This window comes from Indolivaga capnocytophagoides, assembly GCF_036511535.1.
Classification (GTDB): domain Bacteria; phylum Bacteroidota; class Bacteroidia; order Bacteroidales; family Dysgonomonadaceae; genus Dysgonomonas_A; species Dysgonomonas_A capnocytophagoides.
On sequence record NZ_AP028867.1, the window covers coordinates 378,928 to 405,573 of the forward strand.

At 38.5% G+C, this 26,646-nt stretch carries 21 protein-coding genes, 1 other RNA gene and 2 pseudogenes; 14 read left to right on the forward strand and 10 right to left on the reverse strand.

Translation table 11 applies throughout. The annotated features are described in order from the left end of the window. The first annotated feature begins 448 nt into the window (after positions 1-448). Positions 449-1,324: a helix-turn-helix domain-containing protein gene (locus tag AABJ51_RS01730; protein ID WP_338374195.1), complete on the forward strand. Its 876-nt coding sequence runs from the start codon at positions 449-451 to the stop codon at positions 1,322-1,324. 98 nt (positions 1,325-1,422) lie between these two features. Here AABJ51_RS01730 and AABJ51_RS01735 read toward each other — a convergent pair whose 3' ends face one another. From AABJ51_RS01735 to AABJ51_RS01755, 5 genes are all read right to left on the reverse strand, one after another. Beyond that, positions 1,423-1,998, reverse strand: coding sequence for a porin family protein (locus tag AABJ51_RS01735; protein WP_026625630.1), 576 nt, complete (start codon positions 1,996-1,998; stop codon positions 1,423-1,425). Between the two features lie 206 nt (positions 1,999-2,204). Then, a complete protein-coding gene (locus AABJ51_RS01740) occupies positions 2,205-3,188 on the reverse strand; it encodes a DUF4421 family protein (protein ID WP_338374196.1) in 984 nt (327 codons plus the stop codon). A gap of 362 nt (positions 3,189-3,550) precedes the next feature. Beyond that, positions 3,551-4,954 (reverse strand): glycoside hydrolase family 88/105 protein, encoded by a 1,404-nt coding sequence (locus AABJ51_RS01745; RefSeq protein WP_338374197.1) that lies wholly within the window; start codon positions 4,952-4,954, stop codon positions 3,551-3,553. Between the two features lie 99 nt (positions 4,955-5,053). Further along, a complete protein-coding gene (locus tag AABJ51_RS01750) occupies positions 5,054-7,054 on the reverse strand; it encodes a RagB/SusD family nutrient uptake outer membrane protein (protein WP_338374198.1) in 2,001 nt (666 codons plus the stop codon). A gap of 22 nt (positions 7,055-7,076) precedes the next feature. After that, positions 7,077-10,265 carry a SusC/RagA family TonB-linked outer membrane protein gene (locus AABJ51_RS01755; protein WP_338374199.1) on the reverse strand — a complete coding sequence of 1,063 codons (3,189 nt, stop codon included), beginning with the start codon at positions 10,263-10,265 and terminating at the stop codon, positions 7,077-7,079. Between the two features lie 275 nt (positions 10,266-10,540). On the opposite strand from AABJ51_RS01755, the gene AABJ51_RS01760 reads away from it, so the two are divergent. The 12 genes and pseudogenes from AABJ51_RS01760 (at position 10,541) to AABJ51_RS01815 (ending at position 21,872) form a co-directional block, all read left to right on the forward strand. Continuing rightward, the gene (locus AABJ51_RS01760; RefSeq protein WP_338374200.1) at positions 10,541-14,839 is read left to right on the forward strand and encodes a hybrid sensor histidine kinase/response regulator transcription factor; all 4,299 of its coding nucleotides are present in this window, start codon (positions 10,541-10,543) and stop codon (positions 14,837-14,839) included. Between the two features lie 503 nt (positions 14,840-15,342). Next, positions 15,343-15,739, forward strand: a transfer-messenger RNA (tmRNA) gene (ssrA, locus tag AABJ51_RS01765). Positions 15,740-15,769: 30 nt separating this feature from the next. After that, positions 15,770-15,931, forward strand: a complete 162-nt coding sequence (locus tag AABJ51_RS01770; RefSeq protein ID WP_155799636.1) for a hypothetical protein — start codon at positions 15,770-15,772, stop codon at positions 15,929-15,931. A gap of 151 nt (positions 15,932-16,082) precedes the next feature. After that, positions 16,083-17,369 carry a site-specific integrase gene (locus AABJ51_RS01775; RefSeq protein ID WP_004362773.1) on the forward strand — a complete coding sequence of 429 codons (1,287 nt, stop codon included), beginning with the start codon at positions 16,083-16,085 and terminating at the stop codon, positions 17,367-17,369. 5 nt (positions 17,370-17,374) lie between these two features. Further along, complete coding sequence (locus tag AABJ51_RS01780) at positions 17,375-17,842, forward strand: DUF1896 domain-containing protein (protein WP_004360071.1); 468 nt, start codon at positions 17,375-17,377, stop codon at positions 17,840-17,842. Between the two features lie 139 nt (positions 17,843-17,981). After that, positions 17,982-18,329, forward strand: coding sequence for a hypothetical protein (locus AABJ51_RS01785; RefSeq protein ID WP_004360070.1), 348 nt, complete (start codon positions 17,982-17,984; stop codon positions 18,327-18,329). A gap of 357 nt (positions 18,330-18,686) precedes the next feature. Next, positions 18,687-19,118: a hypothetical protein gene (locus AABJ51_RS01790; RefSeq protein WP_004362771.1), complete on the forward strand. Its 432-nt coding sequence runs from the start codon at positions 18,687-18,689 to the stop codon at positions 19,116-19,118. Positions 19,119-19,124: 6 nt separating this feature from the next. Then, positions 19,125-19,541 (forward strand): PcfK-like family protein, encoded by a 417-nt coding sequence (locus tag AABJ51_RS01795; protein ID WP_004360068.1) that lies wholly within the window; start codon positions 19,125-19,127, stop codon positions 19,539-19,541. A gap of 12 nt (positions 19,542-19,553) precedes the next feature. After that, positions 19,554-20,084, forward strand: coding sequence for an antirestriction protein ArdA (locus tag AABJ51_RS01800; protein WP_004360067.1), 531 nt, complete (start codon positions 19,554-19,556; stop codon positions 20,082-20,084). A 16-nt stretch (positions 20,085-20,100) separates the two neighbouring features. After that, entirely contained in the window at positions 20,101-21,372 is a 1,272-nt protein-coding gene (locus AABJ51_RS01805) for a PcfJ domain-containing protein (RefSeq protein ID WP_004360066.1), read from the forward strand. Between the two features lie 23 nt (positions 21,373-21,395). Then, complete coding sequence (locus AABJ51_RS01810) at positions 21,396-21,650, forward strand: DUF8466 domain-containing protein (RefSeq protein WP_004360065.1); 255 nt, start codon at positions 21,396-21,398, stop codon at positions 21,648-21,650. Between the two features lie 4 nt (positions 21,651-21,654). After that, a pseudogene (locus AABJ51_RS01815) lies at positions 21,655-21,872 on the forward strand (hypothetical protein). 117 nt (positions 21,873-21,989) lie between these two features. Here the strand turns inward: AABJ51_RS01815 and AABJ51_RS01820 are convergent. The 3 genes and pseudogenes from AABJ51_RS01820 to AABJ51_RS01830 all read right to left on the reverse strand — a co-directional run bounded on the left by AABJ51_RS01820 (position 21,990) and on the right by AABJ51_RS01830 (position 23,965). After that, a complete protein-coding gene (locus AABJ51_RS01820) occupies positions 21,990-23,096 on the reverse strand; it encodes a PIN domain-containing protein (RefSeq protein ID WP_338374201.1) in 1,107 nt (368 codons plus the stop codon). 114 nt (positions 23,097-23,210) lie between these two features. Next, positions 23,211-23,568, reverse strand: a pseudogene (locus AABJ51_RS01825) (glycoside hydrolase family protein). Positions 23,569-23,770: 202 nt separating this feature from the next. Continuing rightward, positions 23,771-23,965: a hypothetical protein gene (locus tag AABJ51_RS01830; protein WP_004362770.1), complete on the reverse strand. Its 195-nt coding sequence runs from the start codon at positions 23,963-23,965 to the stop codon at positions 23,771-23,773. Positions 23,966-24,699: 734 nt separating this feature from the next. Here AABJ51_RS01830 and AABJ51_RS01835 point away from each other — a divergent pair. Further along, positions 24,700-25,401 (forward strand): class I SAM-dependent methyltransferase, encoded by a 702-nt coding sequence (locus AABJ51_RS01835; protein ID WP_004360062.1) that lies wholly within the window; start codon positions 24,700-24,702, stop codon positions 25,399-25,401. Positions 25,402-25,662: 261 nt separating this feature from the next. Here AABJ51_RS01835 and AABJ51_RS01840 read toward each other — a convergent pair whose 3' ends face one another. Together AABJ51_RS01840 and AABJ51_RS01845 are read right to left on the reverse strand one after the other, a co-directional pair. Further along, positions 25,663-26,172: a lysozyme gene (locus AABJ51_RS01840; RefSeq protein ID WP_004360061.1), complete on the reverse strand. Its 510-nt coding sequence runs from the start codon at positions 26,170-26,172 to the stop codon at positions 25,663-25,665. Then, entirely contained in the window at positions 26,169-26,639 is a 471-nt protein-coding gene (locus AABJ51_RS01845) for a DUF3872 domain-containing protein (RefSeq protein WP_004360060.1), read from the reverse strand. The genes AABJ51_RS01840 and AABJ51_RS01845 overlap by 4 nt, the downstream gene beginning before the upstream one ends. Positions 26,640-26,646: the final 7 nt, after the last annotated feature.

Genomic DNA, 26,646 nt, shown 5'->3' on the forward strand with positions numbered 1-26,646 from the left:
TTATTCTGCTTAGCAACTCTATGAGAATCGGTGGTACTATCATTGATTTTATCTTGTGTTCTGTGTTCTGGTAGACAATCAAATTTACAGAATTTTTTATTTAAATACAATTTGTTAAAAATAAATATTCAGGTGAAGTTTGATTTTTTTATAATTTATTAGCAATCCTGTAATCCATATTGTCTAATCTGGTTGATGTATCCATAGGATCTATTTCTGTTTTTTCGGAAAGATGTGTCTGTATTATTTTCTGCAGGTTTTCTTTAAATTGAATTCCAAAATTTAGAGATTCTTATTGTCCGGAATTGTTCAAAAAAGCACTTTGATAGTTCTATTATGTGGTTAATTGTATTGTTTTTATCTTTTTATGTTATTCTGAATTGTTCCAAATTTTTATTTTTATACTTTAGTAAGCCGCAAACTGAATATTTAATATTTATAATTGATTATGAATAAAAAAGAAATATGGAAGTCGAAACAAACAACTAGATTAGATTTAAAGAAACTAGGTTATCTGAATAATTTTATTTTATTAAAAAATCCGGACGCGGAATATCGAGTAAATGAACCTTACGTGTTTGAGGAGATTACTTTTGCTTTGTGCACAAAAGGCTATGCATGTATCAAAATAAATATGGAGGAATATGCGATAGAAGAAGAGTCCATCCTTATTATCCCATCTGACCATTTGATAGAATTGATATCAAAAAGTGATGATCTGGAGCTAAAAACTTTATTCTTTTCTTTTGATTTTATATCTGACCTTAATTTACATAACCGTTATGGGATTATTGAAAAAACGCTAAGAACCCCTAGTTTAAAAGTTTCACAAAAGGATATGTATATCCTGATAGAATTCCATTCACTGATATTGCATTTATATGACAGTGATAGCGATGATGTAACTCTTCGAGAGAGCATGATAAAAGGGGTATTATCCGGATACTTGACTAAGATTAGCAGCCTGTATATGTCTATCGACTTAAATCAATCTAAAATCCAGGTAGATAAGAACAATGTCATGAAGCAATTTATAGACTTGATTGGAATATACCACAAAGAAGATCGAACGGTTAATTTTTATGCAGATAAAATGAATATGACAGCACGTGGTCTTTCTCAAAATGTTTATAAGGCAACAGGGAGGACTGCTTTAGTTTGGATTAATGATTTTGTCATAACTAAAATAAAAGTTTTATTAAGAACAACCAACCTGACGGCTACACAAATCTCAGATGAGTATAATTTTCCTACTCCATCTTTATTCGGACGATTCTTTAAAAAGCATACAGGTTTGACTCCTAATGATTTCAGGCATAGTTGAGTTTTATACCACGGTTTTCTAAGAAAAAGAAGACAAAGAGATTAAGTTGCAGAACAACTAATCTTTTGTCTTGTCTTATGACTTCTAATTAAATATTCTCAGAAAATATAAAATATACTTGCTTGTAATACACTGTTTTTAAAGTCCGGCTTTATATTAGAGGAGTCAAATTTTCCAACTTTAGTTAGCCCAGTATAATATCTTGCTCCAATCCCAAGGTTCTTAAATTGATAACCTATACCTCCGGCAATGCCGGCATCTACCTTATCTGCAAATTCATCAAACCCGGTATCTTTTACATCAGAGACCAGCATATTGAATTGAGGTCCGGCTTCAATATAAATACCGATGCTGGTTTTATATTTTAATAGAATAGGAACTGAGATATATGACAGTTCCAGCTTATCTTTATCGAAAAGACTGTTGTCGCCTTTAATTTCTGCACCTTGTGTTGAGAAGAGAAACTCCTGCTGAACCGATAAGCCCTTGATCAAATCAAAGCCAACTATAGCTCCTGCATGAAAACCCATCAATGGATCTGTGTCAAAATTTGCATTGGTAAAATTACTGTAATTACCACCGGCTTTAATTCCGAAATGGAGACGGCTCAAAATACTCTGAGCTGAAGCTCCGGTTGATACTATTACTAAAAGAATTAAAAGAATTTTTTTCATAACATCTCTTTTTTATTAATTACTTATTGATATTGGACTTAATCTATTTCAGATAAATTATATCTTTTCCTGATTACAAAGATCAACCCTTTTGCCCGATATTTTTCGTTCTAAAAATGTCCTTTTTTGTTCCAAAAAGACATTTTAAATAAATTGAAAATATTCAATAAGTACTATTTTCTCTAATTCAATTATCCGGATATAAATTAGAACCCGAATCTGTCCAATTTCTGTTTAGTCTCATTTAATGTTTTATTAACGAACTTATTACCCCAGTTAAATCGTTTTATAAATGTAAGTTGTATGTTGAACTCATTTACACTCAGGTTATCTTTTCCATCAATAAATAGATACACGCGGTTATAATAAGAAGATAGACCGAAAGACCATGGATCCAGATTATAGCCTGCAGCGATACGGCTGTTTAGTGTCGGATAGATCTTCATCTTCTCATTAAATATTTGTTTGGGATTATTATGTCCCAAATTGACTCCCAGATCGAGAGACCCTGTAACAAACCATGATTTGCCCAATACCCATGAATATGCATATCCTCCGGTGATTCCGAATTGTATATTTTCATGAAGACTGTTCATGTCAGGAAGTAACTGTAGTGTGTCAGTATTAAGCTTTGTGTAATAAACAGCTGCTCCCAGAAGAAAGCTCCCCGCTGACTTTAGTTGTCGCTCGTTTTGATTGAATGCTGCTTTGTAGGAAAATTTCTTATTATTAAAAACCCATTGAAAAGTTCCTCCATACATATGAAGTTTCATTTTTGGGTATGTTGTATAAGCTCCATCGGGATTCATTATTTCATTATAAAATCCGGTATGTTGTTGTAAAGATAAACTGTATGCAAACTTCCGCCTATAACCGTAATACTGAAGTTCGAGTGAATTTGTTTTTCCTTTTTCAGGATCCCTTAGAAACCCAATCCTGCGGCTGAAGGCAAATGAATAATTCTTCCATGATGCACCTATACCTATTCCTGCCGGAGCATTGATCCGGTATATGAGCCCGATGTATTCTTGTTTAGTCATTTTATCGAGACCCGAAATCTTTGTTGCTATATAAGAGCGTGCAGAGAAATCCTGATTAAAAGAGCTTATGTATGTACTGTCTACCTGAGAATAAACGTTAAGACTGGATAATAAAATTGGAAGAAGAAATAATAAACGGATGTTTAACATTTTTGAGAGAGTTTTTTATAAAACACAAAGATTAATTATTCTTCCTTTTTTTAAACTGTTCAATAAGTGTCTTTTTTTGTTCCAAAATGTATTTCTAACTAGCATTTTCTCAAGTTTAAAATGACTTCGTATCGGTAGTCTTCTTGTAAAAGGGTCTTTATCGAACAAAAGATTTCCGGCCTGATATACTTTCTTTGTATTAAAAAAAACAAGTTTATGTTTTATTTATAATTTAAAATTTTGACAATAAGGTAGTATAACCATTAAAGCTATAAGTAACGATTTAAGCTACTTATAGCTGATTATCGATCGTATTTAAAAGAGATGAGATTTGAGATGTTCAGATAAGATCAAATTGCCAATTAATAAGTTTGACCATCAACACCGAATATCGGTTTGGTTGTATTTGGTTTAGTTGAATAGTACTGAATGGCACTATCATTCATCTGAGGAAAAAACTTATTAATGAGATTAATCATTTCTGCACCAGCCAAAAGTACAGGACCATAACCGTGAGCAGCAAATACATTCACCGGGCGATGATAATAGAATGCAGGATCGAATGCCATACCTGTTCCGACACAAGTACCTTCGACCTGACCTTTATCATTGATTGTTGTAGAGACGGCACTCCAACCTAGTTGAGCTACAGGACCATACGATACGGCATCAAGCCACCCTTTATTAATTCCGCGAGCAATACAATAAACAAAGATAGCAGTAGCTGATGTTTCCAGATAAGAATCATTTCGATCGAGTAACTGATGCCAGAATCCTGTACCGGACTGATAGGATGCAATGCCTTTGACATGAGCTTTGTAAAGGTTCAATATATTTTGTCTTTCCGGATGATCTTGTGGCAAAACCTCCAATACTTCAGTCATCGTAAGCAATGCCCAACCATTAGCGCGTCCCCAATGAAAAGCCGGATGGCTTTCAGCACTCTCTACCCATCCATGCATATACAATCCTTTTTCAGGAACAAACATTCGTTTGCTAAACAGACTTATTTGCTGGGCAGCTTCATCGAAGTACCGTTTCTTGCCAGTATATGCTCCCATCTGAGCAAGAGCAGGAATAGCCATATACATATCGTCCAACCACAGAGTGTTGGCTTGCGGGCGCATACGTGCAAACGTACCATCGGCGAGCCTATGCTCTTTATTTTCGATAAAGTCCATGTGATTGTTTATCATATCGTTGCAGTTCAAGTCTGGATAAATTCGGTTTAATTTAATCATAGCAGCACACATGGCTCCGGCATCATCTAATGCCCTAGGCTGTATAATCTGACGCATTTGCCCGTCAACGACATTGTATTCTTTGATTAATTTAGAGAAATGAGGAACCATTTCGGCTAAAAAACGTAAACGTTTTGTTACATATTCCTGATAACGCTTGTCACCGGTGGCTCGGGTTGCTTCCATCATCCCAGAATAAGTAACTCCCCATTCGTAACTTGCCAGCCTGAAATCTCCTTGTTCTAATTGCGAGTGTTGGTTAATCTGTGTGTAATCCAAAATTTCTTTTCCCGATTCTTTATCTATTACCCGAGTCGGAGTCGATTTATCGAGATAAATATATATTCGATCCAAAAACTGCTTAATCTCGTCAGTATTCCACTCTTTATACGCAAACTTGTAATCGGGATCAAGTAAGTGCAATGGTGTATTGGAGTCGTTAACCTCAGGTGTTAATGTTTTTGATTGTTTACAGGATGTAAGCCCTAATATGGATACGAATCCGATAACTAAAAAAAATTTCATAATCTATAACGGTTTAAGAGGACTCATTCAACAAATTAGTATATTGAATGAGTCTTCAATTTTTTTTGTTCTATTAAGTATATAAAGGGATCAGAATCCTTAATATCCGGGGTTTTGTTCGGCTTTCTTTTCTTCAGCAGTTAAAGCTTTTCCATTTTTTTGAATGATATCCAAATAAGTTTGAGGGATAGGACGCAGCATATGATAATCCTGTATATTAAGAGCCGCATCTTTATTGAAGGCTTTAGCTCGGTTAACAAGAGTTTTTGTACGAGCGAGGTCTTCCCATCGTTGAAACTCGCCGCACATTTCGCGCGTTTTCTCGTTTAGTAAGAAGCACATTGCTACATCGTATGCTGAACTATATCCTAATTTTGAACAAATATCCTGATCTTCTTTAGGCAGATTACCTATGGAAGTAATGTCTGTTATTGACAGTTCGGATGCTTGAGCATTTAATGACCCCATCTGAAGGTTGTTCGATTCGTAATACGAATTTCGGTCGCAGAATGTACCTTTACCTGCCACAGCGGTATACACTGACCATCCTAATGCATTCTCGTTCCAAGCAGCTCCGCCATCAGTATATCCGGCTCGATCTTCTCCGGCTTTCCATTGAGCCCGATTGCGAAGTTGATTAAGGTACGATACAGCCTGTCCATATTCACCCTTACGGATGTAAGCCTCTGCAATGAAGAGATAATCTTCGGCCGAACGAGCCAATATTCCGTCTCTGTAGCCACTTTCCTGAGATACTGTTTTACGTGATCCGTCGGAGTATTTGTTCAACGGAGCGTAGTACTTCACATAAGTATCGGTCTCCATAGGCTTAGATGTGGCATCAGTTCCTTTCGGATAGATAGCAAAAACCGTTGGTACTAACTTGTCTGTTTCTCCGTCTTTAACAGTTTCTTTATTCCATATTTCGGAGAAACGGCTATCTCCCGGTTTATTTATTATATACATTACGCCCCTGTCGCCGGCTGTATAAGTAGCATTAGTTCCTTTTATTGATGCTTGAGTACAGTTTAACTTAGTACGGAACGATTTCCATAAACGCGAATCAGTTTCATGATTATACACATTATACGTATAATAGGTTGTGCGCAGACGTTGATATTCACGGCCTCCCGAAATATCACGAGCCATACCCGGCAGATCTCTATAAATACTCGGAAAATACAAGTGTTGTTGATTGCCATAACTACCCTGAGTAGCATCTGCTGATGTGAATTGTGCAGCTAATACTATTTCTGAAAGTTTTTCATTTGCGCCATCGGGTCCGGTATATGCCCAAAGACTGCTGTAGTTCGCTGTTAGCGGATGTGCAGAAATCACTTCCGATGCATATTTAATTACATTGTCCAAATCTGCACTTTTCGTTCCAGAATTCCAGCTGTCGTTGATTTCCGATGCACGCCACAAATAGGTCTTAGCCAGAAAATGCGCTGCTGCCGATTTTGTAAGCTTCCCTTCGACCGATTTCGTTGATGGTAATTTAGCATAAGCTTCTAATAAATCAGCAAGTACCTGCTCTGTTACTTCTTGAGCAGAAGATCGCACAAATTCGCGTTCGACAGTAGTCGATGGAGTTAATTTTAGAGGAACACCTCCGTATTGTCTTAATAGTTTTAAATAATTGAAACCTCGCATGAAATGAGCTGTTCCTAATATTTCATCTGTCATTGAGCCTGTATACTTGGTCTCACATTTCTGAATCAAAAGGTTAGCTGATGCAATACCTGTATACATATTATCCCAGATGTCATATGCATGCGTTGTATTTATATTGACTACAGGAACATCTGAATTCAAACTTGAACTATATGTATTCCACATGGCATTGGCCCCATCACCTCCAACAATAAATTCGTCAGTTCCGTAATTGGTTGTAGAATACCCCCATTCGAAAGAAAAATGGTAGCGTAAATTGTAATAAATACCGGTCATTAACGACTCTATACCTTCGTTTGTATCGAAGTAATCGGTATTCTGCTTTGTTGACAGCTCTTCATCAAGAAAGTCACTGCATGAGGTTATCGAGGCTAATGTCAGAGATCCGGCTACTAGACTGATAAATATGTTTTTATGTATTTTCATATTCTTAATGCTTTTATTATTATCAAAACGATACATTTAACCCGAATGTAAAACCTGAATTATAGGTATTGGTATAAGTATCCATATCCAAGAAATCTATATGACTGAAAATCATACCCGGATTCTTACATTGAACATACATCTTGAGGTTTGACATACCTGTACTCTTTAATAATTTATTGGGGAGTGTATAACCTAAAGATATATTACGGATTTTCAAATAAGAGCCGTTCTTATACCCTAAAATATTATAATAAGTATCTATACCTCCTTCGTCGAATATTGGTTTTTGATACTCTGCATTTTTGTTGTTTTCGTTGTAATAATCGTAGTGACGCACATTGTAACGTCCTCCAACCCAAACACCTCCGCTATTATAAGTGTAATCCATGCGTCCATAAAGTTGTACACCCAAATCCCACCCTTTATAGGTGAAATTAGTATTCAGTCCGAGTGTCCAACGCGGATCGGTATGCCCTATGATTTTACGGTCGTTATTCGCATCTATTTTGTAGTCGCCATTCTGATCCACCGGTCTGGTCATACCTGCTTGAAAGTTATGTCCGTTGGCATTAAACTTAGCCATTTCCGAAGCATCCTCTTCTTTCCAAAGACCGGCTGATTCATACCCATAAATTACTCCTGTTGATTCACCAATAAACCAACCATTGGTTATATCGTCTTCTTTGCCGTTAGACAGTGATACAATTTCATTTTTTGTATATGCGGCATTAACACCTATCGACCATTCAAAATCACGAGTTCTGACCGGTACAAGATTTAAGGTCAGATCATAACCGAAGTTCTTAGTCTCACCGATATTATTGTAAGTGGTCATATACCCTGTAAGAGAAGGAATATACTGTTGCATTAAGAGATCAGTGGTACGTGAAGTATAAATATCAAAAATACCGCTGACGCGTCCGTTTAGGAAATTGAAATCCAAACCGACATTCCATTGCTTTGTTTTTTCCCATCCCAGATTCTGATTAGCCATTGCCACAGCTCCACCTCCGATTAACGACTCGTAACCAACATATCCCGGAGTAGCAGAACTGCCATATGGATAGAACAGGCTTACAATACCTCCTTTTGTTTGATAAGGATCAATAGCTGAATTACCCGTCACGCCATATCCTAATCGCAGCTTTAATTGGCTGATCCACGAAACATCTTTAATAAAATCTTCCTGATCGATTCGCCAGCCTAAAGCCAGAGACGGAAATGTAGCCCATTTATGACCTTCTGCTAATTGGGAAGCCCCGTCTCGTCTCACAGATGCTGTAAGCATATAGCGGCTGTTGTACGTATAGTTTATACGAGCCATATATGAAAGCAGTTGTTTTTCAGTTAAAGAAGAATCCCAGCTTTTCAAAGAACTGATATTATTTGTATTCAATGCATTCCACAGGGAGCTTGACAATGGAATACCTTCTGCTGCCATGTAGTTATATTCGTATTCGTATTTTGTAGCTGTTTGCAAGAGTGTAAGACCAAAGTCATGTTTACCAATGCTTTTATTATAGTAAATAAGATTATCTAATGTCCACGAAAAGTCAGTACTCTTGGTAAGTGATGCGTAATTTACACCTTCACGGTTTACACTGCTTTCATCATTGAACATGCCTCGGCGGTAATAACGAAAATCGGGACCAAAATTAACCTTATATGTAAGTCCTTCGAGTGGAGACCATATTTTGCCGGCATTAAACTGCGCATAAAAACTGCCCAATGCTCTGAATACTTTACGCTCATCAGTAGAATATTTCCATTCGTCAACTACTGTTTTAATTTTAGAGTCAGCTCCCGGATATTCAATTCGCTTATTGTCATCATCATAAGGAACTGCATAAGGAAGGTTTCTCTGAGCGGCGGCATAAGCACTGTTGGGGCCTGAAGTAGTACCTCCATCATTAGACATTCCGTAGTTTTGAATGCTGTATGTGGCATTTATAGATGATCCTAAAGATAACCACGGTGTAAGTTGCAGGTCATTACTCAACTTAGCTGTATATCGGTCGTAATCTTGACCTTTTATTGTGCCTTTATTATTGAGGTATCCGAAAGATACATAAGATCGGCTTTTTTCACTGCCTCCCGACCCACTGATTGTATGCTCTGTGGTAATCCCTGTCTGTGTCACAAAATCAGTCCAATCTGTAGTTGCGACTTTCGAACCATCCCAAGTTCCGTTATTCCAACCTTTCGATATATTTGCCCAAGCATAAGGGTCGTTATTCCCATTGAATATTGCTTTATCATTTTCTATAGTAGGTTGATCTCCTCGGGGATAAATACTCGGATCGCGGTAATAATATGCCCAACGTCTCCATTCGAGATATTCTCCTGCCGACATCCATGTAGTGCGATCTTTGAGTTCCTCTATTGAAAGAGATCCATTGTAATTGATAACAAAACGTCCTTCTTTTCCTTTTTTTGTTGTAATAAGAACAACACCATTTGCTCCGCGCGAACCGTATATAGCTGTTGCAGAAGCATCTTTTAATATCTCGACAGATTCTATATCGGAAGGATTTATAGACTCTAAAGCTCCTCCTCTCGGAGATAGATTATCCCGGCTTTCTTCAGGTGTTTTACCTATTGTGCTATTCAATGGTACACCATCTACCACATAAAGCGGCGAACTTGAAGCAGTTAAAGACCTTACTCCGCGTATCAATACATCACCCATTTCTCCCGGACGGTCACTGGTTCGGATATCCACGCCTGCAGCCTTTCCTTGTAAGGCCTCGAATACATTGGTTGTGGGGCGTGCTTTTAACTCATCAGCACCTACGCTTACCATAGCACCTGTAACATCTGATTTTTTTTGTGTTCCGTAACCAACCACTATTACTTCGTCTAAAGCCTGTGTGTCTTCAATTAATGTAACTTTTAGGGTATTGTTATTTCCGACTACAACTTTTTGGCTGATGTATCCTAAATAACTAAATTGAAGTTTGGAATTAGGGGGAACATTTGATAAAGAGAAATTACCATTGATATCGGTTATTGTTCCATTGGTGGTTCCATCAATAGAAACACTTACTCCGATTATCGGCTCGTTCTGGTTATCAATAACAATTCCTGTTATTGATTTGCCTTGTGCAGCGGAATGTAGTGTTATTGTCAATAACAACATTACCAATAATAAGTGAAGTCCTTTACCTTTGAGGCATTGAAACTTCCGTCTTTTTTTACAGTTTTTCATGTAATAATTCATTTAACAATGTTTTACAATTTTGTATTATAAAAGTTAACGAGACAAATCTATAATTGAGCGATATGGATTAAAATGCAAATCAGTTCAAAATAATGGATTACAATACGCGTACTTGATTTTATTTATGTTTATTTGCCTTATTATCAGGTTTCTGTGTCTATTTTTAGCCTTTGGTAGATGTGTCAGACTAGCGATTGAGATGTACTATTTCACAGTAAATATTTATATATTTGTTATATTAATATCCTTAAGAATCTGATTACATGAAAAAAACTTTACAAATATTATTAATAGTAGTATTTGGTTTTGTCGACCTTCCTACACTTGATGCTGATAATATTAACTTTTCTCAAATCAGTACGAAAAACGGTTTATCTCAAAATACGGTTAGAGCCATCACTATAGATAAAAATGGATTTATATGGTCGGGAACTCTTGATGGATTGAATAGATATGATGGATACAACATTCGTTCTTATCAGCCGGAAAATGCTTTAAGCGACCATCGAATCCGAGATTTATATGTGAGTAGTAATGGTAATCTCTGGGTAAAAACGTATAAAAACGAATTTAGTTGTTATAACCCGGTTGCTGATACATTTACGCATATAGAGGATGAAACCGGAAAATTATTGACATACACTAATTTCAACGAATCGTCTAAAGGCAAAATATGGTTATGGGGACCAACTGATGGTGCTATATGTATACAAGAAAAACAAAATAAAAAATTTGATAAAACAGTATATTCTTCACCTTCTGAAGGTTGTAGTTTTTTTAAGGAAGATAGTTCCGGTAATATCTGGATTGGAACTCGCAAAGGATTAAAAAAGATTACAAAGCAAGGTGCCGTTCAAATTTATTATAACGACAAATATTCTTTTACTCACGCTATTGAAATTGATAAAAAGATTTTCTTTTCGACACTCGAATCGACCTTAATTATCTATAATATGCAACAAAATAGTTTCGAGGAAATAGTTACGACTTTTGGCGATCCATTGATTAGTCTTTATCGTTTTTCTGCTAAAGAATTACTTGTTTTGACCGAAACTCAGAGACTATGGATCTATAATATACCGGAAAATAAGTTTTATCTGTCTGATTTGAATAATGACATTGATTATACGAAAGGAGAAATCTGGTTTGTACGGGATAAACAAAATGCAGTTTGGTTTTACAATCAATCAGGAGTATTATGGTATTGTAACGGAATAGATTCTAAAATACGTAAGATGAGCCTTTTGACCACAGATGTGGCTGTTTTAATAAAATCAATGCACCACTCATTTGCAATAGATAATATCTTTTTAGATTCGAAGGGAATATTCTGGATTGCGACTTATGGTTATGGACTATATTGTTATAATCCAAAATCTGAAAAATTAACTAATTATACAAATCAATCGAATCAACATAGCTTACCATCGAACTATCTTCTCTCGATTGCCGAAGATCGATTTGGTAATATCTGGATCGGGAGTGAATATGCAGGGCTTATACGTGTTGTGAAAAATCCGGATTATGTTCATATAATGCGTCCCGAGATCAATAATATTGTTGGTAAAACGAATAATGTACGTTCTATTTGCGAAGATTCGAATGGTAACATTTGGATAGGGCTTAAAAACGGTAGCTTATATGTTTATAATTCAATGATAACAGAAGGAAGGTGTATTGCCGAGAACTTGAATCCTTATGCATTGGTCGAGGACGGACAACGGCGAATGTGGGTCGGATCAAAAGGAGGAGGTATTTATTTGTTTGATATAAACACGTTCAAAAAAATAAATTACTTTACACATAAAGATAACGACCCTACATCGTTGCATGATAAGGAAATATTCCACTTGATAAAAGACAATAAAGGGAGAATATGGGTTGCATCTTTCAAAGGAGGAATCAGTGTTATTACCGAAAATGAAAAAGGTAAGAATTTTACATTCCAGAATTTTCTTTCTGATAAAGGAAATCAAAGTATGTTTCGCTATCTCTTGCAAGACAGAGAAGGCATGATATGGGCTGGCAGTAGCGATGGTTTAATTAAATTTGATCCGGATAAACTTATACAGAATCCAGATGCTTATACATCTTATAAAATGAATCCGAACCAATTGAATTCTCTGAGCAGTAATGATATAAAAACAATTTTTCAGGATAGGGAAGGAGTGATATGGATCGGTACAGCGGGTGGAGGATTGAACAAATATGTGAAAGCAATTAAAAAAAATCCCGAACATTTTCAGTCATTTGTCATAAATAAAGGAATGCCAGAGAATTATGTTGTAGGGATGTTGGAGTACAACGGTTATTTATGGCTCAGCAGCGAAGGAGGTTTATCTCGCTTTAATAAAACAGACTATTCTGTGGTCACTTTTCAGTTTGCCCAAAATATATATGGTAATATATTTAATGAAGGTGCAGCTTTTAAGCGTAAAAACGGGACTATGCTATGGGGTAGTTTAGATGGATTAATGATGTTTGATCCTCAGAAATTTAAACCGGATACTCTAACTCCAAGGGCTTTAATAACTGGATTGCAAATAGATGAAATAGATTGGAAAAATATAGATCCATTATTAAAAAATAAGTCTATAACCTACACTGATAATATCAAACTCAGCAACAAACAAAATGTCTTTACAATTGAGTTTGCTACATTGGACTTACGGAACCCCGAAAAAAATTGTTATACTTATATTTTAAAAAACTATGACAGGGCATGGAGTACTCCCTCTCATAGCAATATTGCAACATATAAAAATTTACCTCCCGGTAAATATATATTTAAGGTGAAAGGTACAAACTCTTTCGGAATCTGGAATGAAGGATATACTTCGCTTGAAATAACAATAACTCCTCCGATATGGAAGTCGTCAATAGCATATGTTCTTTATTCTTTAATGATTCTATTACTATTTTACATTGTATTTCGACTCATAATTAAATTTAACCGTTTAAATAATGCCATTGAAATAGAAAAGCAGCTAACTAACCATAAATTACGTTTTTTTACAAATATATCTCACGAATTCAGAACACCTCTCACTCTAATACAAGGTGCTGTAGAGAATATGAGCGAACTACACTGTCTTCCTGAAGCCGCATACAAACAATTGCGTGTATTGAATCGTAACTCTTTAAATTTAAGAAGATTGATCGATCAGTTATTAGAATTTCGAAAATTACAGAATGATGTATTAAAGCTTGATCTTGAAGAAATTGATATAGTTGACTTTTCATATAATATATATACAGGATTTAAAGAGTTAGCCGAACGAAGGGCAATTAATTATTTATTTACTAATTCTGTCGAATCATTATTTTTATTGGTTGATCGAAAAAAACTCGATAAAGTTATTTACAATTTGCTGTCAAATGCTTTTAAATATACTCCCAAAGAAGGAACAATAGAAGTCTTGCTTACCGAAGACCGATCTGCTAAAAAATGTATAATTGCAATTATAGACAGTGGAATAGGGGTTTCGAAAGACAAACAACATTTGTTGTTTAGTCGATTTAGTCAGATAAATTATTCTGATTCAGGAACAGGTATTGGTCTTTCTCTAGTAAAAGAGTTTGTAGAGGTACATAAAGGTAAGGTGTCTTTTGAGGATAATGTAGGAGGAGGTTCTATTTTTAAAATTGAATTATCCACAGACAAAAATATTTATACCGGAGAAAATCTCCTTACCGATAAAAAAGATTCAGATATAAATGAATCGCTTCCTGGTACCGAACATTTCATTTATCAATCGGTATTAGAGCCGATAGAGACAATAAATAGCAGTATTATTGAAAACTATAGATTATTGATTATAGACGATAATGACGATATACGCAACTTTCTGATGGATGGTTTTCGTGACAGACTGAGTGTTGATAGTGCTGTGGATGGTAAAGACGGCTTACATAAAGCTATTGAAACAAATCCCGATATTATAATTTGTGATGTAATGATGCCCGAAATGGATGGATTTGAAGTAACCCGTCAACTCAAAGAAGAATTTCAAACATGCCATATCCCAATCATTCTGGTTACTGCACATTCTTCTATCGAACATCAACTTGAAGGAATAGATAGCGGTGCAGATGCATATATTACAAAACCTTTTAGCCTGAAGTATGTACAAAAAAGAGTAATAAAATTGATAGAACAACGGGAGTTGCTGAAAAAGCGTTTCTCTAAAGAGTTTGTTATTGATGAAACTCTTATTAATACTACCGAAGAGGATAAAACTTTTTATGAAAAGATAGAAAAAATATTAGACAATAATTACCATAACAGTCTATTCACTATTGAGAAGTTTGTTGAACTGTCTGGCTATGGTAGAACTACTTTCTTTAAAAAGGTAAAAGGTATTACTGGATTTGCCCCAAATGAATTAATCAAAATAAAACGTTTAACAGAAAGTGCCATATTGCTAAAGAATAGTGGATTCAATGTTTCAGAAATATCTTATAAAGTTGGTTTTGAAGATCCTTTTTACTTTAGTAAATGTTTTAAGATTCATTTTAATTGTACCCCTTCTCAATATAAAAAAGGAAGAGTAGACATATAAAAATCTTTTTCTATCAAAGCCTTTATTTTCTAACGGCAATTATAAGAAGTTAAAATTATTAATCTTGGGTATATACAATGCTATGGTTACATTCCCTATGGATTCTCCGGTTCATACTTAATTAATGACTAAAGTCCTTTACTAATGGCTGAAAGGGGGAATTTTATGCTTATCTCGATGAGGTATATGAAGTTTTCAAAGAAAATAGCAAAGAGAAAAAATAAAGGAGTTAGTTGAAAAAACAGTAAAAGTATATTAAAGTAGGTATGCAGGTCAGATTCTAATAATTGATCGTTTTTTTGAGAATCTTATCTTTTATTGTTTAATATATCTGAGTCTTTAATTCGTAACTTAGCAATAATCTCTATTGAATTTGTTAGGTATACTAAAAAAGAATTATCTTTGTATTCAGATATTGTTTAGACAAATTTTTACCATTTTTTGTTACTCAATATCTACATTTTGATATTAAAGCGTTATATATCAGATGGTAATAAACCCATGGGGCTGACTGGTTTTGACAGCGAGATGAAGTGGTTTGTAAGCATGCAGTGCATAGTCGGCTGGCACTATAATCTTAGACGTCAAAATTTTAACTGGCGAAGAAAATTACGCTCTTGCTGCTTAATCGAATCATAGTAGATATAGCTTAATCCTTGCACAGGTGTGAGGACAAGACATCACCCGGAAGCTGTGGCTTCGAAGCATTCCGAATCGGTGGTGTAGGTAAATCGGAGATAGGATAGGGGAGGCTTCGGCTCTTGTCTGAAATTAATAAGCTAAGGTTTGAGTTGGTGGCTTTGGTCTTGCTCATTCCCGACAATCAAAGCAAAGATAAGCATGTAGAAAGCAAATTAGTTCCTTGTTTGGACGAGGGTTCGACTCCCTCCAGCTCCACTTTACGTACTCTGAACAAGAGATTACAAGAAAATGATTAAATCAGATAATCGCCGTAACTTCAACGAGTTACGGCGATTATTCGTTTATAGAACTCTCTGTTTGGGAGTACATACAGATACCGCCGAAACGCTCAAGATACTCCCAACTGGCTACAATATGGCTACAGAAAAAATCGACTTTGTAAAATTGTAGCCACTGATACCGTACAGAGTACACACAGATACCGCATACTTCATTGTTATTCAAATAATTATGTCGAACTTTGCAGCTGTAAAGATAACGCGTAACTCACCCTTAAACGGGTCGAAAACACGATTTACTTCTGCACTAAAAACTTGTAAGTATGAAGAGTATTTTCAGAACAAGCTTCTATCTGCGAAGCAATTATTTGAACAAAGAAGGAAAAGCATCGGTTATGATGCGTATCCATCTTAATGGAGAAAGAATGGCACTTGGCACAACAGGAGTTTGCGTCGATCCCGAAATGTGGGACAGCACACTGGGTAAAGTACGGGGACGAACCAAGGAGGCTTTGGTTACTAATGCTCAACTGACGAGTATCAGCACAGACCTTCAGATGATATTCCAACGATTAGAGTTTTCGGAAGAACTTAGCCTTGAACGCATCAAATCGGAATATCTTGGCAAACGTGAGGATATGGAGACCGTTCTTTCATTGTTTACCAAGTATAATAATGATATGTATGCACAGATTGGCTGTGGAGTTACAAAAGCAAATTATCGCAAGTTTGATATTTGCAAGCGTCACTTTGCCAAGTTCCTTGAAGAAAAGTATGCACGCACTGACCTCAATATCATTGAGCTTACCCCTATCGTCATTCACGATTTCGACGTCTATCTTAAAACCGTAGTTGGTCAATGCTTTAACACGGCCATCAAGACCTTAAAGACTTTTAAGACGGTTATCATATTTGGTCGAAAGGCTGGAGTGTTTAATCACGACCCATTCCTCAATATCCACTTCAAGACCAAAAGAGTTGATCGTGGCTTTTTGACAGACGAAGAAGTGGACACCATCATGCACAAGGAATTTGCAACGCAACGATTGGTAAATGTTCGCGACATCTTCTTGTTCTCTTGCTTTACAGGACTGGCTTACGTTGATGTAGCCAATCTTACGCCCGACAATATCATAACGATGGACGGCAAGCAGTGGATTGTAACAGCACGTCAGAAAACCGATACACTAAGCCATATCCTCTTGCTCGACATTCCGAAGATTATTATCAAGAAGTATGAGGGCAAAGCTAAAAATGGTAGATTGATACCCATTCTCAGCAACCAGCGTATGAACTCTTATTTGAAAGAGATAGCCGATGTTTGCGGTATCAACAAGAACTTGACCTTTCACATGGCTCGACATACCTTTGCCACGATGATGCTCACAAAGGGAGTTCCTGTGGAGTCTGTATCCAAGATGTTAGGACATACAAGTATAACTACAACTCAGCTTTATGCCCGCATAACGAACAAGAAGATAGAGAACGATATGCTTGCTGTATCCAAGAAATTGGATAAGTTCGACTTCGCAAGTGCTCCACCAGCAAAGGCTACCAAGCGACGTTATACTAAGAAGATTGATACACCTATTATAATAACAAACCATTAAGACTTATGACAACAACAAAGAAAGAACTTTCCTACTTCCGTCTGAAGTTGGAAACGTATCTCGGAGAGCATTTTCCTGAGAGAATGAATGATAATGCGTTTGTAACCGCTCGCGCAGACGAGGCATTGACGGCTTACTGCGATGCCGTGGCGCAAGGATTTTCCTTTCCCGAAGCAGAGACGATGGCAAGCGAGGTGCTGTACCACGACTTGCACTTCTCAAAGTATGACACCCTTGTTTCCGTGTTGGAGCAAGAGTTTGAAAAGGAGCTACCAAGTCCGCTCCCCGAAAGGTTAGCACCAATCCTGCTGAACAACAAGGCAATTCAAGCGGTATTTGCCAAGTACGAACTCACAGACAACTTTGCGGCAGGTACAGAATACGACAAACTGTACACCGAACTGACTGGTACAATCGTGCTGCTCATCGAGGTCAATGGTCTTCCGACGATAGGCGGTGAGAATATGACTTGACACTTCACCATCGGGGGCTTTTGCAGTGTCAAGAGCCAAGATAAACGCTCCACTCCACACGTCAAGAGTTTTGCAAACACTTGTCTTTGGGTCGTTAGAGCATCTTGTTATCGCTCTTGAACTATTAAAAGCCCCGATTATGAAAACAATCATCATGAATCAAGACATTCACACACCTGCCTTCATCAAGGCAGACGCATCGAACAAAACCGATAAGAACAGGCAGCCGCCGACTTCTCCCAAGCAAGTCCGCCACTTCGGTTGGACACGCTTCATCGAACTCGCCGTTCTGCTTTCCATCGTTATCGGTGCGGTTTACCTTATCTCGAAGATGGTTACACCACAAGTCGTAACCGCCGTTTCGGTTATTCTCAGCTTCCTGATACTACGCTTCATTGTCAGAGTTATTCTGCAAGTAACCTTTACAATCCTGTGTTGGCTGTTCTGGCTTGCCGTCATCGTGGCAATCCTGCTCTGTATGCTCTGAGCGCACAAGGAAAGATATTCTTCGATTCATTCTTCTTTATGGGTGGTTATCTCACGTAAGGTAGCCACCTTTTTCGTTTTCCATACAGGCGTTGCACTTTCGCTTCTCACATCCATCTATTCCACTTTGATGTGCCATAAGTCGGTGCTGATTTCTTTTTATTCGCAAAGGTAGTAAGGGGCTACGGCTTGCACAAGGTCTGTGCCTTTGGTTTGTACGGAAAATCTCCACACCTCCATTTCATTTCGGGTAGTATTTTCCTGCAAAACCTTGTGCCGGCTGCGCCCCCTACCTTCTTATTGCTACAAAAAGGAATCAGCATACTCCGATCTTTGGACGCATAAAAAAAATGTCATTATGGAACAGCAGAAAGTAAATATCACATCTTCGATGAAAGAAAAAGGATATAGCTCCTCCTCTCATTACCGCATAAGTTCGGTGGTTGATAAAAGTGAGCGTTTGGTGGCGACTAAGTTTGTGCAGTGGGACGTTGAGCCATTGGACAGATTGAGTGGCAGTAAGGTGTATCTCCTGCGTGTGAAACTCAATCGTGGGGAGCGAATGAGCCGTGAGGAAAAGAACTGGCTTGCCGAAGCGGTGAACACCAACACCTACTTCCGTACAGCCGTTCCCCTAATGGGTTATCGGTTTGACTTCTTCGATGTGCTGAAGAAATACCTTGTCAATCAATACGGACATTGGGCAGAGTATTACGCACCCGACCGCACCAGCCTAAGAGCCTATTTGTATGGTTGTGTCAATCAAATTGTAGAAATCCCCAAACATTAAACGACTATGAAAGGAACAGAACATTTTACGAGAACAATAGCCGAGTATCTCAACGGACGTGCAGCGACAGACCCTTTGTTTGCTCTCAACTTGATGAAGCCTAACAAGAGCATCGAGGAGTGTGTAACCTACATCTTGAACCAAGTGCAGGCGAGTGGGTGCAATGGCTTTGAGGACGATGAAATCTACTCAATGGCAGTCCACTACTATGACGAGGACGAAATCAAGGTGGGTAAGGCTATCACTTGCAGAGTGGCAGTAAACCATATTGTGGAACTCACAGAGGAGGAGAAAGCTGAAGCACGGCAGGAAGCCATTAAGCAGTACCAACGTGAGGAACTTGCCAAGATACAGAGCCGTAACGCAAGACCTCAAAAAAAAGAAACGGCAGAGGTGGTACAACCTTCATTGTTTGACTTCTAAAAAGGAAAAACTATGGAACGATACGATTTAAGCGAAGCACGCATCTATGTAGGCACATATGCCAAGTATAACGAAGGCTCACTAAGAGGTAAGTGGATAGACCTTTCTGAGTGTTTCGACCAAGACGAGTTTATGGAGGTATGCCACGAACTTCACCAAGACGAGGATGAACCCGAATTGATGTTCCAAGATTGGGAGAACATTCCCGAAGAACTCATTGACGAGGGGCATTTGCACGAAAACTTTTTCGAGTTGAGGGACGAGTTGGAGAATTTGGACGGTATGAATGTGAGTGCCTTTTGGATATGGGTAGAGAATACCGGCAAGGATTTAACCGAGTCCGTCTATTACCTAATGAGGCAATTCAATTCCGCTTTTGTAGGCAGATATGTGAACAAAGAAGAGTTTGCAAGGGAAATGGTAGGTATGGAACATGAACTATCCGAGTTTGCAGAGAGATATTTCAATTATGAAAAGTATGCGGAAGAACTCTTTGACGAGGGATATTGGTTTGAGGACGGATATGTATTCCGTGACGAGTAAAACAAGAGGACAGAAAATGAAACCAAGAAATAAATTTCAGAAGCAAGTGGCGGAGTTGGCAATCCAACTTCCCACCATTACCGACAAGCAAAGTCAGTGGGCATATACGCACCTTTTTGAACATATTGCCAAGCGCAACACGAAAGGCGAACACACTTGTTTGGAGTGTGGACACCAATGGACGGACACACGGCATAAAGGCAAGACCACAATTTGCCCCCATTGCGGAACGAAACTCACCATACATACAGAACGGCAGAGGGTATTTAAGGATATTGCATACTATTGCGTACTCACCACCTTCAAAGGCTACCAAGTGATACGTTACTTCTATATGGAGGTGTACCGCAAGCAAGGACAACCGATAAGACGATTTTGTTCTGAGGTGGTTGAGCGTTGGATGGCACCCAACGGCAAAAGCGCAGTATTGGCACGACTTCGCCCGATGAGTTGTTGGTATGACACGTGGCAGTTTGGCAGTGCTTTGGAAATCCGCCCCGACAAGCCTTTGTACGACATACTTCCACACGGCATTTACCCACGTTATGGAGTGATGAAGGACATTAGGCGCAACGGATTTAAGGGAGCGTTCCACGACCTTACCCCCTTTGAGTTGTTTCATTCCATTCTTACGGACAACAAGGCGGAAACCTTATTGAAGTCTGGACAATTCTCCCTACTTTGCCACTTCATTAGGGACAGATATGCCAAAATTGACAAGTATTGGGCATCTATCCGTATCTGTTTGCGCAATGGCTACCAAGTGGAGGACGGCAATTTGTGGTGCGATATGGTTGATACGCTTGCGACACTCAACAAGGACATACGCAGTCCGAAGTATATTTGCCCCACCGACCTAAGAGCAGCGCACGACCATTACCAAGCCAAGCGCAGGGCAAGGCAGGAGCGTGAGAACATTATCAAAAAGCGCAAGGAAGCGATGGAAGCCGAACAAGCATACAAGCAACTCAAAGCAAAATTCTTTGGCATAGAGTTTACTGACGGCATTATCCGCATCCACGTTTTGGAGAGTGTGCAGGAGCATTTAGAGGAAGGCACGGCAATGCACCATTGCGTATATGACGCACACTATTACAGCAAACCGCAGTCGCTTATCTTCTCTGCCACAAAGGACGGAGAGCGCATCGAGACCATCGAGGTATCATTGGAAACGATGAAAGTGGTGCAAAGTCGTGGCGTGTGCAACAAGAACACCGAGTACCACGAGCAGATACTCGCCTTGATGCAGAAGAATATGAGAATGATAGCGCAGAGAGCAACCGCATAACACAATCCATAAAACAAAGCAATATGAAAGTACAGATAGAAGGCTTTATTCGCAGTTGGGCAGACGAAATCCCCAACATCATCGTGAGAGTTATCAATGCCATAAGCATAGCCGAGAACAAGGAGGAGTTGCAGACAGCACTCCTCCAAATTTCCCAAGAAACCGAGTTGGACAAATACTTCGTTTATGGTTACGGCGCGCACCATTTTTGGCTCACTCACCGCAGGTTATCGAATGGCGAGCCGATGGAACACAGATTACTAATCGCTGAATTTTGAAAATATGGAAAGGAAAGTTTACAGAGTACGCACCCAATACGTTTTTGAAGGTGTGTTTGAGGTTGTAGCCACAGACCGAGAGGAAGCCGAGCGGAAAATCCTTGAAGATTGTGGAATGGTAATGGGCAGAGGAATACACAGCACCTGCCCGATGAACAAATCAATTGGGCTTTTGATACCCACCCCGAAGAACGGATAATCGAAACAACCGAAAAGCCCTAATACAAATGAGCCACGCAACCTCAAAAATTGCGTGGCTTCTTTTCTTTTTCTTTGAACAAGCAGGCGACCAAAGAAAAGAAGCAAAAGAAAGTCGCAGGAAATATCTTTTAAAGTCCTTTAATTTTGATAGTCGGCATTATCTATTATTTCAATATCATCTGACAACACTTTTGTAAATGAATTATCTACAATTAAGAAAATTTTCAGATTTATTGTAGCTGTGTCAGATGCCGCCATATAATGCTTATTCCAATCATTGTCCCAAACCTGAGGTAATTCTTCTTCATCCATGCACATTGCATCTGCCTTAAATAAAAAGACATCAAAAGTACATTCTACATTGACAGTATACTCAATTACAACTTCATTTTCTGATATTTGTCGTACTTCATCTAATTTAATTTCAGGCTTTCCTATTTCTACCACAGAGGGATTTTCAAATTCCTGCCTAAACGGACTATTCTCGTAATCAAATTGTCGATATAATAAAAATTTATCTAAACGCTGTTCAGTTTCATGAATAATATTAATATCTGCATAGCTACCATAGGATTGAAAAGCATCTTTGATTTTTTGAAGGATTTTTTGTTTGGGCTTAGCAAACTTCTTAATGAACACATCAATATCCTCTACAACTTCAACATGATCTTCATTTATATTTAATTTAGACAAATCTTCTCGCAAATCAGGATGTAGATCACCTTCTAAGCAAAAGCCCTTATGATTCTTGTTTATAAACACCACTTGTGGCATATCGAACAGATCATTAGGTTTAGTGCATATTGTAAGGAGACTCTCCCATATAAGAGCATCTCGATACCCTTTCCCACTTTCTTGAAAAGGCCTTTTACGAGCAAGGTCGCGACTTACTAAATCTTTGTGAGAAGTAGAAGGATATGGTATAATATTTATATTTAGACGCCTAATTTGAGCATTAAAAAATTTGGCATATTCTTCTTTTTCTTTTGTGATAACATCAATTGATTTTTGAGACAAATTCACTTTTTTGTCAGTCAATCTTTCAAAGTCGGAAAAAACTTTATCTATTTTCGTTTTACAATCTTGTATTTTTTCGCAATATTTATTTATAGACTCATCTATAACTACTGCAGGAATGTAAATTGTAGCCCCTATAGATTTTGCTGATTCGCATAAATCTTTAATTTTAGCTCCATTTAAATGAAAATCGCTAAAAATAATATTTGTATCTAATACTACTTTCATAAACTATATTTTCTACAAAGTTACTACTTTTAGGGGAACTAATAGCATTTTATGTTTAATTCCTAATTATCTAATATACAAAAGATGAAGTTCAACATATCGTCACCTTACCAATTATCGTAACACCTTGCCTTTATATTGACAGAAAAAGATAAATTCACGGTAGAAACTTCTGTTGCCCGAGTCTATTTTCCGTAGCAATCTACTCTTAGGATGTTTGCTATATCCCAGCATCCTGCCCGCTCCAACGTTGTAGGATAAGGCGGCAAGTAATAGGGTATCTTTGTCATATTTTTGAAATACTCAAAGTATTTCAAAAGGTCAGCACGAAGCAGTGAGTCTGCTTACCGTTCCGACATATTAGGAGAGAAGCATTCACCAGACAAAAGCTGATGACCATACCCGACGTAAGGGTGATCCTTCTTACCGTGCTTCCCTCAAAATATTTGATGCAGACCACCGCCCGTTCAATTGCAAATCGGTGGCCGTGCCGTGCGCGGTTTGTCGGACGTGGACATCGAGTGGGAAGAATGGAAAGGCAAGCTCGATGCAGAAGATTCTGGTACTTCTGGAGGCGGAACTAACCCCTATCCATAACCGAAAGAATTTTATAACTCTCTAATTTTTTAGGAGCCGGTCGCAGTGATGCGGTCGGCTCCCTTAATTGTTTCGGCTCAAAGGAACAAGTGCAGAACGAACAAGCCTCTCAACACATACTTGATAACGGAAAAGATAAATTTATACCATTTCAGTTTCATACACGTCTGCTGGTAGACTGACATTTTCTTACCCGGCTTCGAGCCCTTTTCTTCTTTATCATAGCAGATAAATATACCCTGCCACGAAATTGACAAACGTAATTTATACATAAGCATAAATTTTTGCTTGTATCTTCATGGCTCAGAGGCTCTCGAAAAACACAAAAGTTAATATTATAAAAACATCTTAGTACTGGCTCAAAGTGGCTCGACCTAAAATTCGATGCAAAGATACAACGTTTTAGAGAGAAGGCAAAATATCTATCGTTTATTTTACTACTTGAAAGCACATTTTTATAAACACCTATCAGAATACCATTTAACCCAAATCGGTCATTAGAAAATTTGAAGTCGTGGTCGTGTTTGTAAATCATTGAAAACAAATTGTTTATGCAATGTGTTTTCTAATGGCAGTCATTAGAAAACGACGAAATGACGTGGAAAATAGCCTAATGACCGATTGGGGGCTAATCAAAGCAAGGTAAACTCCACTTGCCTTTGCTTTACCAATCTTCGCATTATTTTACCCCTTGTATTTGAAAAGATGCTGCAAGATTCTTGTAAAGAATTTGTTACTTTGCTTCTATCTTGTATAGTAGCAGATTTTTAGGATTCTTTCCATTACTCAATATACACACCATGCCTGACTTTATATGACAGCAAAGCATCTTTCTCATTTTTCTTGAAAACAAAAATCACTATTTTTGGCGATTGCAGGGACAAAGCGAATGTCATACTTTTGCAAAGGTAGTGCCAGTGAGCGCTAAGAAAGCTCGCTTTCAATTTGCCGAGCGCAGCCTATCTTTTGCAAAATAAGAAGATAACATCTATTAAAAAGAAAAACAATGGGACACAAGCAGAGCAATTCCTACAAGAGAATGATGGAGCATTACGACGACGTGCTGACCGGACGAAAGTGGTGGTCGAGGATGTATATGCGACTGGTATGGAAAGAAGATGGTAATCTCTTGGCTCGGAAGGTGTTTGATTTCATACCGGACGATTTCCACGGACGACTGCTTGACGTACCCGTCGGTACTGCCATTTTCACCGCCGGGAAGTATCGCCGAATGAAAGCAGCCGAGATTGTAGGCTTGGACTATTCTGAAGAAATGATAGCCATTGCGACTCTGCAGAAGGAGACTGAGGATATAGACAACCTGTCTTTGGTACAAGGCGATGTCGGAGAGCTGCCTTATACAGACGAGAGCTTCGATTATGTGCTGTCCATGAACGGCTTTCAGGCTTTCCCTGACAAGGACAAAGCCTTTGCCGAAATCTTCCGCGTGTTGAAACCCAGAGGTTGCTTTTGTGGCTGCTTTTATGTCAGGGGTGAACGCCGATTAGGTGACGTCCTTGTTAAGAAAGTCTTGGAAAGAAAGGGATTCTTCCACCCTCCATACGACACTTTTGCTGAAGCTGATAGCCGGCTTAGGAGTATGTATGGCGATGACGTACAGACAGAGAAAATGGAATCCGTCTGCTTGTTTCGCTGCGTGAAGCCGCAAAAAACATCATCGAAAAAGAACAATAACCCCAAAACATAAGATTATGAGCGTAACTACTATCATCGACGAAGAAAACATCACCCTTGTACAAGGTGTCAATGGGATTCTATTGCACAAGGAAGGCTGGATGAAAGAGAAACAGGAAGGAAAAGACTAAACAATCCCTCTTCTCTCTGTATTAGCAGTTGTATCCTTCCACCTATTACAGTCGTTTTAATCTTCATTGTGAAGAAGGAAGAAAAACAACAAGAAAACGCCCCTTGCGGAGCATAAAAATGTCGCAAGAGGTGTATTTGATAATCAGGGTATATAAAACAAGGCAAACTCCACCTTTCGTCGTTTGACAAGCCCTCGCAGGACTTTGCCTTTGTATCGGCAGAAAGAGACAAATTCACGGTAATAGTTCCTGTCGCCCGACTCTATCTTTCGTATTAGTCGGCTTTTGGGATGATTACCGTAACCGAGCAAACGACCAACGCCCACATTGTAGGCAAGCAAAGTAAGCAGTAGTGCATCTTTGCCATAGCCCTTGAAATGTTCAAAGCATTTCCAAAGGTCGGCACGAAGCAGCGAGTCCGCCTGCCGTTCCGTCATTGCTGCCGTGAAGTGCTCGCCCGGCAAGAGCTGATGACCATAGCCGACGTATGGATAATCCTTCTTGCCGTGCATTCCCTCAAAATACCTGATGCAGACCACCGCCCGCTCAAAGGGCGGAAGATCGGCAAGCCGTCTCCGCTTACTCTGAGCTGACAATGGTTGGAAACCAATCAAAATCAAGCTGAATAGAATTATAATCCTACTGAAAATCATTGTCGTATCGGTACTTTTTCTATCGCTTTGGGCGTGTCCTCATTCTTCTCGTTGTTGAAGTTGAACGATAGCTTGACGATCTGCCCGAAGTTGTCCTCCACATACATATCAATGGTTTGTCGGTCTGTGGAAGCAGAGGTGTAGTAGAGTCGGAACACTTCCTTGGTGAGCGGATAGCGGTCGTTGGGCTTGAATGCCGTCCCGTTGTCCATTCTTAGCGTCCCTTTCCCGTCCGGTTGGAAATATCGGATGGTGTAGCGAGTATCGGCAAAATTGCCTTCACGTTTGAGCGTACACCTGATTTCTGCCGTCTGTCCCTTGACAATGTCTTTCTGAACAGGCATCGTCTCGACAGTGAACGGGTAAGACTGCTGAACATCCAGTTCCCTATCACAAGCAGATAAACAAAACACGGCAAGGGCAAGCACTCCCATTACCCATATCGAACTCATTATTTTATTCTTCATTGTTCCT

Excerpts from the sequence above, each read along its gene's own strand:
- AABJ51_RS01755 (WP_338374199.1), bottom strand. The coding sequence starts at position 10,265 with ATGAAAAACTGTAAAAAAAGACGGAAGTTTCAATGCCTCAAAGGTAAA.
- AABJ51_RS01840 (WP_004360061.1), bottom strand. The coding sequence starts at position 26,172 with ATGATTTTCAGTAGGATTATAATTCTATTCAGCTTGATTTTGATTGGT.
- AABJ51_RS01785 (WP_004360070.1), top strand. The coding sequence starts at position 17,982 with ATGAAAACAATCATCATGAATCAAGACATTCACACACCTGCCTTCATC.
- AABJ51_RS01730 (WP_338374195.1), top strand. The coding sequence starts at position 449 with ATGAATAAAAAAGAAATATGGAAGTCGAAACAAACAACTAGATTAGAT.
- AABJ51_RS01735 (WP_026625630.1), bottom strand. The coding sequence starts at position 1,998 with ATGAAAAAAATTCTTTTAATTCTTTTAGTAATAGTATCAACCGGAGCT.
- AABJ51_RS01775 (WP_004362773.1), top strand. The coding sequence starts at position 16,083 with ATGAAGAGTATTTTCAGAACAAGCTTCTATCTGCGAAGCAATTATTTG.
- AABJ51_RS01800 (WP_004360067.1), top strand. The coding sequence starts at position 19,554 with ATGGAACGATACGATTTAAGCGAAGCACGCATCTATGTAGGCACATAT.
- AABJ51_RS01795 (WP_004360068.1), top strand. The coding sequence starts at position 19,125 with ATGAAAGGAACAGAACATTTTACGAGAACAATAGCCGAGTATCTCAAC.
- AABJ51_RS01805 (WP_004360066.1), top strand. The coding sequence starts at position 20,101 with ATGAAACCAAGAAATAAATTTCAGAAGCAAGTGGCGGAGTTGGCAATC.
- AABJ51_RS01770 (WP_155799636.1), top strand. The coding sequence starts at position 15,770 with ATGATTAAATCAGATAATCGCCGTAACTTCAACGAGTTACGGCGATTA.
- AABJ51_RS01760 (WP_338374200.1), top strand. The coding sequence starts at position 10,541 with ATGAAAAAAACTTTACAAATATTATTAATAGTAGTATTTGGTTTTGTC.
- AABJ51_RS01820 (WP_338374201.1), bottom strand. The coding sequence starts at position 23,096 with ATGAAAGTAGTATTAGATACAAATATTATTTTTAGCGATTTTCATTTA.
- AABJ51_RS01740 (WP_338374196.1), bottom strand. The coding sequence starts at position 3,188 with ATGTTAAACATCCGTTTATTATTTCTTCTTCCAATTTTATTATCCAGT.
- AABJ51_RS01780 (WP_004360071.1), top strand. The coding sequence starts at position 17,375 with ATGACAACAACAAAGAAAGAACTTTCCTACTTCCGTCTGAAGTTGGAA.
- AABJ51_RS01810 (WP_004360065.1), top strand. The coding sequence starts at position 21,396 with ATGAAAGTACAGATAGAAGGCTTTATTCGCAGTTGGGCAGACGAAATC.
- AABJ51_RS01750 (WP_338374198.1), bottom strand. The coding sequence starts at position 7,054 with ATGAAAATACATAAAAACATATTTATCAGTCTAGTAGCCGGATCTCTG.
- AABJ51_RS01745 (WP_338374197.1), bottom strand. The coding sequence starts at position 4,954 with ATGAAATTTTTTTTAGTTATCGGATTCGTATCCATATTAGGGCTTACA.
- AABJ51_RS01790 (WP_004362771.1), top strand. The coding sequence starts at position 18,687 with ATGGAACAGCAGAAAGTAAATATCACATCTTCGATGAAAGAAAAAGGA.
- AABJ51_RS01835 (WP_004360062.1), top strand. The coding sequence starts at position 24,700 with ATGGGACACAAGCAGAGCAATTCCTACAAGAGAATGATGGAGCATTAC.
- AABJ51_RS01845 (WP_004360060.1), bottom strand. The coding sequence starts at position 26,639 with ATGAAGAATAAAATAATGAGTTCGATATGGGTAATGGGAGTGCTTGCC.
- AABJ51_RS01830 (WP_004362770.1), bottom strand. The coding sequence starts at position 23,965 with ATGTATAAATTACGTTTGTCAATTTCGTGGCAGGGTATATTTATCTGC.